This is a genomic window from Mucilaginibacter pocheonensis (assembly GCF_031456535.1).
Taxonomy (GTDB): domain Bacteria; phylum Bacteroidota; class Bacteroidia; order Sphingobacteriales; family Sphingobacteriaceae; genus Mucilaginibacter; species Mucilaginibacter pocheonensis.
In genome coordinates this window covers 1331321-1344033 of sequence record NZ_JAVDUU010000002.1, presented here as the reverse complement: position 1 = coordinate 1344033, position 12713 = coordinate 1331321, and the positions used below count along the sequence as shown (strand labels likewise).

General features: G+C 42.9%; 5 protein-coding genes. All 5 read right to left on the bottom strand.

The features are described from left to right. Positions 1–267 precede the first annotated feature (267 nt). The 5 genes from J2W55_RS12750 to J2W55_RS12730 all read right to left on the bottom strand — a co-directional run bounded on the left by J2W55_RS12750 (position 268) and on the right by J2W55_RS12730 (position 12692). Positions 268–909, bottom strand: a complete 642-nt coding sequence (locus tag J2W55_RS12750; RefSeq protein WP_310096252.1) for an HAD hydrolase-like protein — start codon at positions 907–909, stop codon at positions 268–270. Positions 910–1271: 362 nt separating this feature from the next. Further along, a complete protein-coding gene (locus J2W55_RS12745) occupies positions 1272–5837 on the bottom strand; it encodes a molybdopterin cofactor-binding domain-containing protein (RefSeq protein ID WP_310096250.1) in 4566 nt (1521 codons plus the stop codon). 38 nt (positions 5838–5875) lie between these two features. Continuing rightward, on the bottom strand, positions 5876–7342 hold the full coding sequence (locus tag J2W55_RS12740) for a hypothetical protein (RefSeq protein ID WP_310096248.1): 1467 nt from the start codon (positions 7340–7342) through the stop codon (positions 5876–5878). 228 nt (positions 7343–7570) lie between these two features. Further along, positions 7571–11191: a family 43 glycosylhydrolase gene (locus J2W55_RS12735; protein WP_310096246.1), complete on the bottom strand. Its 3621-nt coding sequence runs from the start codon at positions 11189–11191 to the stop codon at positions 7571–7573. Between the two features lie 70 nt (positions 11192–11261). Beyond that, the gene (locus tag J2W55_RS12730; RefSeq protein WP_310096244.1) at positions 11262–12692 is read right to left on the bottom strand and encodes an APC family permease; all 1431 of its coding nucleotides are present in this window, start codon (positions 12690–12692) and stop codon (positions 11262–11264) included. Positions 12693–12713: the final 21 nt, after the last annotated feature.

Sequence of the window (12713 nt, the reverse complement as noted above, 5' to 3'; positions counted from 1 at the left end):
AGCACCAACGTTTACTTTCAGTGTTATTGCGATAATTTTGGGTGTCACCCTATATAAGCAATTTGACTTTGAAAATTTAAAATTTGAGAAACCGGCATTAGCTGTCATTTACATCATTACATTCCTGTTCTCAATTTACGTGATCATAAAAAATCGCAAGAGAAAGTCGGAAACGTCATTATCAGACGAGTAGGCTGAATAATATTGGTCTGTTCGCAGTTATTGATAGCTCTAAACTTTCATGCACGAGTATAACCATCCTGCATTTTAGTTTTCTAATAATTGCGCCAAATCATAAAAATTATCTACATAATACTTAGCTCCATCAGATTTTTTAACCCCTTGACGAAGGATTTGTACTGTTGTGAGACCAAGATTGTTTCCGGCGGTTATTTCTGAGCCAACGCTATCGCCAACAACTACAACTTGTTCGTTATCTAAGCCATAATACAATAAAATATGTGAGAATATCTTCATCTTTCCTATACAGCTTTCTTCATCATCGTCATGGATAAAAATTTCATTAAAATCCTGACGAATACAAAGATTGTCGATTTTTAGGTTCTGAAATTTAAAAGGTCCGGAAGTGACTAAAAAGCGCTGATCGGATATTCTTTTTATTGCCGGATAGTCCGAATATGCATTTAACGGATAGTCAATCCTTATCTTGTCGAAAGCCATTTCAACAGCACTCACCATTTCCGCCGGAAATTTATATTTTTTGTATATCTCACGGGTAGGTATTTTATAACAATCAATCATAATTTCCCTGAGTCTCCTATTGGTGAAATATTCTTTCCCTACATCAATGATTGTATCGAAAACAGGTGACGCGACCTCCTTCGAGATCGCATTAACAGGATAAATTGTATTATCCAGATCATAAATAACGACTTTCGCAAACTTCATGACCAATATGGTTTGGGTTTAACTATTGATGTATTTTGTCTTGGGCTGCTTCCGCTCTTTATTCCTCGGACATCTTTGAAAAAGAGTGTAGGCAATAAAGTCAGATGCTTCTGCGTAATTAGTTATTTTTTCCGATACATAGAAACAAACGATGCAAAATTCAGACGCAAATATGGCATGCCTCGTTTAAAACGTAATTCAGCCTATGATCGGTGTTATCACCAACCATAGGCTGAAAAAGCATTTTTTATCCAATAAGTCATTCTCCCCGAGAAAGATCCTGTGAAACTTTTTTCACAATTGCCTTTCACTCTTACCTTCAAGCATATGTGCCCATCAAGCCGCTGGAGATAATTAACCGCTTAAGTATATTGGTTATCTATCTCACAGGCCCGGCTAACTTCCTGCACGGTAGCAGGCGAATCAAATTTGAAAAGGCCGCTTAAACCACGTTCGATCCTGGAGGCCCTGATAGCAGCCTTTACTGCAAAAAAAACGGAAGACGCTAAAACCAATGGTGGTTCACCAATCTCTTTGGCCGACATAATATCTGTAGGACTTTCCGGCACCTTCACCGAACCTCTTGGAAAAAGATGTACGTTCATTTCAAGCGGGATGGACGTAGTTGCAGGTGGTTTGTAAGTCCAGGTATTCAGGGTATTCAATCTTCCCTCATTAGGGCCTTCCGGTTCAAATACCAGTTTTTCGGAGAGCACATAACCAATCCCTTGTACAAAAGCGCCTTCTACTTGTCCAATATCGATAGCCTGGTTCATGCTCCAGCCAGCATCGTAAACAATATCAGCGCTTAATATCTTGGTTTCACCTGTTAAAATGTCGACATCTACTACAGCGCAGGCAGCAGAATATGTAAACCCGCTGAAGGAATCAAATTCCCCCGGTACACCCTTTGGGCTACTTTCGTAACCCGGTATAATGGGTTGCTGTTTGTATGTTTTGTAGGTAATATTCGGGAATGGCACTTCGCCGCCATGAATAGGGATATTTAGCGTACTGGTTAAACTAACCCGGTTCTGGTAAGCCATTGCTACCAGGTTTTGCCATATAATAGGGTGAAAGCCTCCTTTAGTCGGCTTGGCCTGCCAACCCTGTACACCATAATTCCAAAAAGCGATTCCCCGCTCTTCGCACCACTCATCGCCATATTGTTTCAACATTTCGTAGCCAAACTCGGTTAACCGGCTACGCAGTTGCTCACATATCCTTTTCACCGCTTCAGCACTATAAGTAGTGCCTGTTGACGCCCCTGTACTTGTTGGATTGGTAATAATACTCGTTTTAGGGCTTTCGATCTCAATCAGGCTCATAGGCACATTCAGTATATAAGCCGCCACCTGACGAACCTGCGTCAGCAGCCCCTGTCCCATCTCTACCCCGCCCTGGTGAATGATAATACTTCCATCTCCCTGATACACGGAAACATAAGCACCCGCCTGCTCCAGCATGGTAAGGTTATAACCCGACCCATATTTAACCGGAATAATGGCAAGCCCTTGCTTACGCCATTTATTCTCCCTGTTGTATTTTTCAACAGCTGCTACTTTTATATCGTATTTACATACCGTTTTCAGGTATTCCCAAACATCCTTCATATAACAATAAGAAAGTGCCTGGCCGAACGGTGTAACATCGCCACGATCATATAAATTTATTTTCCTTACCTGCTCGGCAGACATGTTAATAGAAAAAGCCGCATCGTCAATAGCGTTTTCCATCATCACTTTGCCCTGCACATCACCAAAAGCTCTGAAAGCGGTTGAAGGAGCTGTATTGGTTCGGCAAACATCAATCTGTGCCTGGAAATTGGCTATACGGTAAGCATTATCAGCACGGGTGATAATACAATTGGAAACAATAAAGGAACAATCATAAAATGCCCCACCATCGCCCCACATTTTGTTGGATAGCCCTCTAATGATGCCTTTGTTTGTTGGGGTGGTCTTCCCATCGTCAATAGCTACCTGGTATTGTGAATAATAAGCATGCCTTTTACCTACCATAGCGGTGTCCTGTTCGCGGGTAAGCGCCAATCGCACCGTCTTTTTCAATGCTTTGGCTGCAACAGCCGTCGCCGCGGCTACAAAACGTGTTTGTTCGGTTTTGCCGCCAAACCCTCCTCCTACAGGCGGTACCTGTATGTCTATGCTATTATATTGCGCTCCCAATGCCGATGCTATGGTTCCATGAATGGTCATTGGGCTTTGGGTCGACGACTTTATCACAATTTTACCGCCATCAACCGGTTGGGCTATGGCTGCTTGCGTTTCCATATAAAAATGCGCCTGCCCCCCCGTTAGCTGCGTACTTTCGGTAATTTGACAACTGTTTCCGTCTACCAGTCCGGTTCTGCTTACGATGGCTTTATCCAGCGCATCCTTCTGGGTTACCCATTCCAGTTGGCTGCCGGGCCGCGTAATATCCCAGATATGAGATATAAAGCTGGCTGTAGTAGGCCAGTCAGGAAAAATATTGTCATGCGTTATAGCATCATCAATACTTAAAACGGGCTTATTTTTCCAGTTGTTGGGATCCGGATCGATTTGAACAGCAGTGTACGCTACACATTGATCCGCTACATAATCTGCAATGGTTGCTGCTTCTATTTCATTATCGGCTCCAACCAGAGCGATGGACTGTCCTACGTAGTTAACCTGCTCAATTGCAAACACAGGTTGATCGGCTCCCATACCCTGCATATTTGTGGCGCCGTTTTTAAAAGCTTCACAAGTAACAAGATCAATAAACCCGGTAAATTTTTGCGAAAGGTGGTTACGCAGATCAGCCGTGCTGGCAGTACCTTCGGTACCGGGTACGATGAAGTGATAATTAGCCAACGCACGCCGGCTCTGCACCAACGCCGCGTTAACCGTATTGGGCGGAACCGCAAGCTCATGAGTATAGTGCAATTGGCCCGAAGCCTGTTCCATTGCCGTGAATTTTATATACGGCTGTGCAACGGGGGCCCTAAACTCCTGTGGTTCATAATATTGATAACCCGTACTTACACCCCACCTACCCCACGTAATATCTCCGCTTGAACGAATGTGCAGTGGCACCGGCACGTCTTTTTGCAGCAGTGCATTTACAATCGCTTTATAAAGGAATGAAGCGGCCAACTGTTGTTTGTAAGCGCGTGTGAAACCTTCGCTTGGCAAACCGCTCATGCGCGATTCATATTGCGACAGTACCGCTGATGTTTCTTTGTTCAACGAATCTATCAGGTCAGGTATCAGGTCAAGCGTAAGCTCTTTGCCTTCCATCAACATGCTGGTGCCGACTGCCATCCACGGATATGGCGCCAAACCACCGAACATTAACGTAGATTCGATTACTTTCAAGCCTGCATCAAACCTGATAGAACAGCCTGCATTAACAATACTATGTGCGTTAACATCGCGCAATGCTACCTTTTGTGCCAAAGCCACCGTGTTTGGATCGCCAAACCTCAAATTAAAGCCCACCAGGATAAAACTTTTAGCCAAGTCCGGGTTTTTCTCAAACCTGCCACATATATCTTCTATTGAGGCACTTTCAATTATTAATCCGTATGTACTAAACGGATCAATAAACAGTACCTCGGCACGGCACGCGCTCAATATTGTAAGCATATCCGATGGGAACGGCTCACCTGTGCCAGCGGCTATATGCTTAAAAACAAGCATAGCATTACCACCAATAGTGGCAGCGTTTCGTACTATACGGCCCGCTGTTCGCTGTGCCATAAAAAGTGCCGCCCCCCAGGGTGTAGTTTCCGGGTCGCGGCCTTCAGGAATATTGTGTTCAAAGGTTTGCAATGCCTGTTCCACGATACTTATAAAATCGCTGTAGGTTGTACCTGCACTCACTTTAATATATTCGGCAGTTACTTCTGTTGGTGTGTTTAATTCTGGTATATGACTAATATCTATCACAATATCCGCGTCTAAAAACTCCTGTTTATAAATACCGTAAGCCGTGTTGGCATGAACAATATGTATCCTGCGCTCTTTAAAGTTATTAAGGTCATTTGCCAGCTCAACAAGCGTGAGCGGACTGATCCATTGTTTTTCTTTAGTTTGGATAGAAGCTGCCGGTACGGGTTGCTCTGCCTCGGGCGGAAAAGGGATCACAATAAAAGGCGCCGGTAATTGCTGCTGTACAGACTCGTCACCCAGGCATTTCATTCGGTCTTCCTCATCCTGCACGGTCCAGTCAGAAGCAAAGGTTTTCATGCCGGTGAGTATAGACCGATAGCCTGTACAGCGGCAAATATTACCATCAAATATTGCCTCGATCTCTTCTTGTGTGGCCTGGGGATTATTTAATATGAACTCAGACATATTCATCACAAACCCAACCGTACAATAGCCACATTGGGTACCATTATTCATAGCCAGGCGATGTGCTACAGGGTTCATACCCAAATTACTTTGTTCTGACGGATGCGGCGATGTCTGGGTCTTCAGCAACAAATCAGGCGATAAAGCTGCCTTTTCCACTTTGGCTATTGCATGTGCTACATCAGCCCTTTTAGCCTGCGCTTTCTCATGGGCTTCTAAAATGGCCTCTGGCAGCGGTGAATCTGCAGGCGGCGCGAAACGGCTCGCGACAGGGGTTTGTGTAAGAAACTCAGGATTTGGCCGACGAGCACCGCCGGTGCCTTCTACCGTGGTTACCACCATGCCATCAACTGCAATAAGCGGTCGTAAACAGGAATTGATGGCCCGGTGCTCAGCTTTGTTATGGTCGCTATCCCAGTGCGACAGTATCACGGTGCATCCACCGCAGCCACCCTGTCCGCAAGGTTTTTTAGGTCCGGCCAGGTGCACGTCTGGCGAACGCAGATAATCTATTAATAAGGTATCAACAGCAGGATTCTCTACTACAACCTGCTGACCGTTCAGAAAAAACGATATGGAATTACTCATGGTGATTTCAGATTTTGATTTATTGTTGATAGCCTTTATTAAAAAGTACCCAGCGTATTAGGTAACACATTAGCTTTTTGCCTTGGCCCGCCTTTTTTAAGTGCCTTGGCCCTTCTGAACGGCATTCCGCCTCTGCGTACCGAGTGTACGGTGCCGCTGAATTGATTAGCATAAAACCCTCCGACGGTTTTATCTTTCCATTCCCAATAATAACCCAGCGCCAAAGAAACCTGCAATGAGAAATCTGTTGACGAGGCTTTTGCGGGATTATATGCAGTGCCACATTTTAAATTCTGGTAATATTTTATCCAGGCTGCGGTGTTGGTATTTGTAAGGTATTTCATAGAGCCATTAGGCAGTGTATCCCCTATAAATGCCTCATCAGGTACGAGTGCAGCAAATTGTGGGAACTCACCGGTTTGGTGGCAGGACATACATGATGCGGTATTCAGATCCACAGGACCATCAAGTCTTCCGCCCCATCCTAAGTGCTGCGGAGGCAGATCTGCAGAGGTGTTGATAAAAGTTTCTTTCAGGCTGTCATTGATCATTGTTTTACTCACGGGGTAAGGATTTATCCAGTTGGTTTTATATTGCGGGTCGTTACCGAACTGAATGCCAACAGGCACCAAATTCATTACCCTCTCACGCATGGTTTTACCTTTATTGAGGTCGCCGTTGTAACAGAAATTACCAAAAATCCAGCCGGTTCCATATTTCTCCGCCTCTTTTTGGCGAACCATGATATCCATTTGGATGAGGTGTACCTTTTTAACTATACGGTTTACGCTATCTTTAAACGTAGGCGAAATAAAGGCTGTTCTTTCATAAGAATTTTTAAGGTAAGGCACATCGGTTGAATCCAGATCGGTATATAATAGTTTGAATATTACTGTACCTACCGGGAAACCTCCCTTAGGGCCTTGAGTTACAAATGGATCGGGATCTGTTGACGTGTTCCACATTTTATATAAAACATGGCCGGCAAAATCATTATAAAACCCTAAGGCGTAAACCTGCCCGCCGCGTTTTTGACCGGGCGCCAACTGGTACGGACTAACTGGGGCCTCTTTTGCCAATCCATTAAAACCTTCTGAAGCAAGAGGACCGTAATGCAGCCATGGCATATGATACCAGCTGCGTTTTTTATTATCCTGGGCAATAAAATTAGCCTCTATCATGCCGTCAAAGCAATAATCCCTGGCAGCCAGCAGCCATTCCTTCCACCTGCTCTTGTCATCGAAAGGGATCTTGAAAAAGGCGGGCATTTTATCATCACCTGGCCCCGTTTCCGGAAAATCCTGGCTTAGTTTAAAAACCTTTTGGCCCGGATAATGCTTTATGAACGAATCAATAGGGATCATTACCCCAAAGTCAGGGAAAGTTTTTTTTTCGTCTTCTGTTTTTGTAGATGAGGTACCATTGTGGTCGCTGGAGGTACACCTGGCGATAATAGCTATCGCAAAAACGGATATTACTATCCATAGGATTCTGTGTTTGTTCATTTTCTTAGGTTTAGGTATTTAAATTGGTTTGTAATAATCAGAATATATATTAGATAACTATATATTATAACTAATGATTTAAACAAACTTAATTAATATTTAATAAATATATTAATATTTATCACAAACAACAAAATAAAACCAAAATTAACCTATAAGTAAAAATATCAAACAAATATTACATTTTTTATAATAATCATTATATTGAGATATAAAGGCGGTATCAGTTTACTTCTTACGAGTGATGAGTTTAAAGCCGGAGAATTTAATATATGCCTTTTGCGGACCATAAGTGCTTTGATAAAGCCCCACCTGCACCGGGCTGCCGTCAAGATCAGGCCTTAAAACCGGGCTGCCGGGTAAATCAGTCCAATGTGTACCGTCGCTGCTGCTCCTTATGTAAAACAGCTTGCCGGTTTTTTGGATCTGCAGGTGGCGATCGTAATTCCACCCTGCCTGAGTATTAGTTTGCATCCTGTCACCGTCTTTAAAATTTGTAAACAGATTGCCGCAGTTCCATGCCGGGAAAATGCCATTTTGCAATAGCGCTTCACTACCCTCGCTTCCTGGTTGTTTCATTCTTCTCACCATCAATCCGGCATCATTGTTACCGGTAACTTTTTTCTCCGTCAAACCACTCACATCGATTACCTCCACCTCTGCAACAAAATCTCCGGAAACATTTTGATAAATAAATGGACCGTATGGCATGTTTCCGTCCCAGTTTGAACCTTTTGATTCAAGTGTTAATGTATGGTTACCGGCAAATATTTTACCTTCCTGCTTGCCGCCCGCACCTATAAGGCCGTTCCATATAGTTCCGGTAAGGCTATCAGCAGTAAAATCTTTATTTATAAAAAACTGATCAGTAGCAATATTGAATCGTGCAGAAGATGTATTCACGGGCAAGGCGGTAGTTTTTGCGCTTACATTACCATAACTATCTTTTACCTTAAAAGAGTAGCTATAATTTTTGTCTGCTAATAAACCATAATCAATATAATGTGCACCGGTCTGCCAGCCGCTTGATTTACTGGTGTCGGTTTCATTAATAAAATTATACTGAAGGTTTGACTTTATTGATGCGTCTTCGTGAGCTTGCATATCAACCATATTGGGAGTTATTGCTCGAGGAGCAATTTCAAATACAGGTACCCGCTTTATGGGTGGATGATCGTTCCGTTTCCAATTTTGACTAATCTGTTTAATTTCTGTATAGCTTAAGGCATGTTTATAAACTACCAGGTTACTTAAAGCGCCTTTAAATCCATTACCAATTGATAAACCGCCGGGGATATGGCTTTCTGTTTGAGTTGAAGCTGATGAAACTAACACGCCATCAACATATTCTTTAACCAATGTACCTTTAAAAGTTTTTGTAATGTAGTGCCACTGGCCGCTCCTTAATGTTTTATCTGTACTTATTATTGGCTTAACAGGTATTTGCGTGCTTATTATTGGCAAGCCAGGCTTTGGTGCAGATTGATATACGCTTAAGGCAATACTATAATCTTGCTTTCCATTATTATCCCAGGCTAAACTTGTATTAAATGTAAGGGATTCCTCCCCGTTAAAACCAACCGCTATCTTCCCACCGATATCGGCAACCTCAGGAAGTGTTCCGTCTGCCGATTGAAATTCGCTGCCTGTATCTCCGTCATTTTTCCATTTTTGAAGCTTGCCGTAATTAAGCCTGGAAGCATCAAGATAAACGGCAATATCTGATCTATGAGGATGCTTTGCCCACTGCTGTATGGTGCTATCAGGTAATGCCCTGTCATAGATGGCAAGTGATGATAAAGCACCCATAAAATAAGCCGAAAGATTTGTTTTTGCGCCAACTGTGAATTTAACTGCGGGCTGTAAAAACAACATTTTATTTTCTTTATTGTTAAGCACGCCGTCAACAAAAAGCTTTTCAAAAGTACCATCAAACGTAACTACAACATGATGCCATTTTCCAGCTGGTGGCATCTCTTGGTATTGAAGGTCAGAAACACCAAAATGTTGCACAGCACCCGCAGTTGAATTGCTTCCATATCCAAAGGTGGCGCTCTTGTGATCTGATTCACCATTTGTCCAGCTTAATACAGGGTTTTCATCCCTGGTTTGGCTGCTATAAACCCAATATGATACCGTATAACTATTATTACCGGCAAGCGACAGAGGAACATCAACAGTAGATTTAAGCAATTGTGCACCATTGAAAACCAATGCTTTTTTACCCGCAATAATATCAATAACGGGAGACTTACCAGTTGTGGTAAAATCGCCACCTAATGATCCTTTATTTTTCCACTTGTTTACTGCTTCGCCAGCTTGAAAATTAATTGCATCTAAACTTACCAATAAGCCTTTTTGCTGAGCTGGGACACTTTTAGCGTTCATCTGCGAGGCATTTGACGGTAAAGAACCGGTTTTGGATGCGTGGTTAGCATATCCGCTTATTACAGGCTCGCCATACACTTTAATATTCCATACCGCTTTATACAAACCGGGGTATTCAGTTCCGGTTATGGTAAGGCGGATAAATCTGGCCATGGCCGAGCCTGAATCCAACATTGGCGAGCCATGTTGTTTATTTGATCTCTTGTCTGAAAACAGCTTCCAGATTTTTCCATCTACTGATGTTTCTATAAAATATTGATAGTACCAGGTTGCATACTCAAACTGTATTAGCACCTGTTTAATAGGCATTACATTCCCCAAATCTATAGTAAGCCATGCAGGCGCTGTGCTATTATCAGCTGGTTTCCATAATGTGCCGTTATTATTATCAACCGCAAATGAAGGCTGGTAATTGTTATTATAAAATGAAGATGCTGTCACCTTTTTCACATAAGCCTGATCAGTGACACTGTAAGTGCTTTTTCCTAATAGTCCCACTCCGGTATGCGTCGGTATCACCTTTTCAATATTGCCATCATCGTCAAAAACAATTTTATCTGCACAAACCTGCCGGTGATAGCCACCGTTGGAGTGAGGGTTATTGTGCCGGTGATAAACCATATAAAAATCATCGCCTACCTGTATAACCGATTCATGACCAGGCCCATGAATTGTGCCATCGGTGTTAGTGTTCAGTATGGGGTTGTTTTTACCAAACTCAAAAGGGCCCATAGGGCTGGTTTTGCTGATAGCATATTGAACCCGATAAGTAGAATCCTCACAACGCCCGGATGAATAGGTAAAATAATAGATCCCTTTACGTTTAAACATGAACGGCGCCTCAAAAAAGTCCTTAGCTATAGTGTTGGGTATCTTTGCCGTTTTTGAAAAAGAATGCATATCGGAGTTTAATAACCCCACACCGCAACCATGATCGGGATAGATACCCCAGGTACCCCAAAACATATATATCTTTCCGTCGTCATCCTTAAAGGTTTGCCCATCCAATGTTATAACGCCGGGTATAAAATAATTAGGGATCATTGCCTTACCACCCGGTAAAAGCGGTGTCCACGGACCGACAGGGCTTGATGAGGATGCGCCATAAATATCTACGGGCTGGCAATAATACATGTAATACCTACCATCATTGCCGTTAATAACATCGGGGGCCCAGTAGTAATCAGACGTTGGCCAATTCATGTCACGCATGGTCCAATTCACAAAATCTTTTGATGTCCATACCTGCGATGGTCCGTGTCCTCCCCCGTTGCCATCAGTAGTTGCATAAATATAATAGGTATCACCAAATTTCCGTACTGTGGGATCGGCAAAATAGCCTGGCAGAATAGGGTTGCCGTTACCTGGCGTTACGTCCGATTGTTGTTGCGCAAAGCTTATTAAAGCGCTTAAGCATAACCACCATAAAAAAGCAAACCGGATGAAAAAGTTATGCATCATATTCAAACTAAATAATCCACGCCAGCGATAATATTCTTTTTCATCAATTTATGCAGATAGAATCAGTAATTTATAAGCCCTCGACAAGTTCAACAGGTTTGCCCTGTTTACGGCCTCCGATAAGATAATAAACCGGAATACCGCTTAGGGTAATGAGCAGCCCCGGCCAGGTATAGGCCGGCTTATATTTAATGAGCAACAGGCAAAAAGCAAGCCCCATAATAATATAAATGACGGGCAAAACCGGGTATCCAAACGCTTTATATGGCCGTTCGGCATCCGGCATTTTTTTGCGTAATATAAAAATACCGATAATGGTGAGCACGTAAAAGACTACAACAACGAACGATATCATATCAAGCAGGTTGCCATATTTCCCACTTAAGCTCCACAAACAGGCAAAAACACATTGCAGCCACAGGCCAAAGCCCGGTACCGAGTTTTTATTGAGCGAGCCGACTTTTTTAAAAAATAACCCATCCTTTGCCATGGAATAATAAACCCTTGCACCTGACATAATCAATCCGTTATTGCAGCCAAACGTTGATATCATAATAAGCAGTGCAATAATCACCGTCCCTGATGTACCAAAAATTTGTTGCGATGCTGCCACACCTACCCTGTCTTTATCGGCAGCTGCGATGTTATGCAACGAAAGAACCCCTGTATACATAACGTTAGTTGAAATATAGATAAGGGTAACTATCAGTGTACCTAAAGCCAGGCTTAAACCAATGTTCCTTTTCGGATTCTTAATTTCGCCGGCTATAAAAGTTACATTATTCCATGAATCGCTGCTGAATATAGAACCTACCATTGCTGATGCAATAGCACCTAAAGCAGCTATAGTGGTATAGGAGGTGATGGTACCATCCGGCCTTAAGTTGTGCAAACTCCAGGCATCATGCCAATTCTCTGTCCACACAGAACTTTTTACTGCAAAAAGACCAAAAACAATTAAACCCAGCAAACTCAGCAACTTGGCCATGGTAAAAATAGTTTGCACAATTTTACCACTGTTAACACCACGGGTATTAATATAGGTTAGCAAAACGATAACTAAAATAGAAAGCAGCTGCGCAGGCGATATTGTGATAAAGCCCAGGTTAATGGCAACCAGGTCCTCGCTGAATTGAGGCAACAAATAAGCTGTAAATTTTGCAAAAGCCACGCCCACTGCAGCTATGGTAGCAGTTTGTATCACTGTAAAAAAGCTCCACCCATATAAAAACCCCACCAACGGGCTGTACGCTTGCTTGAGGTAAATATACTGCCCACCTGCCTTGGGGAACATTGCGCTTAATTCGCCATAACTGAGTGCCGCCGTAAGCGTCATAAATCCGGTAATAAGCCAAACAAACAGTAACCAGCCAGCACTGCCAACGTTGCGGGTAATATCGGCGCTCACAATAAAAATACCTGAACCAATCATACTGCCTGCTACCAGCATAGTGGCATCAATTAACCGCAGTGAAGGCTTAAAAGAATTACCGTTCTCCATAAAAATAAATAATCAAATGTT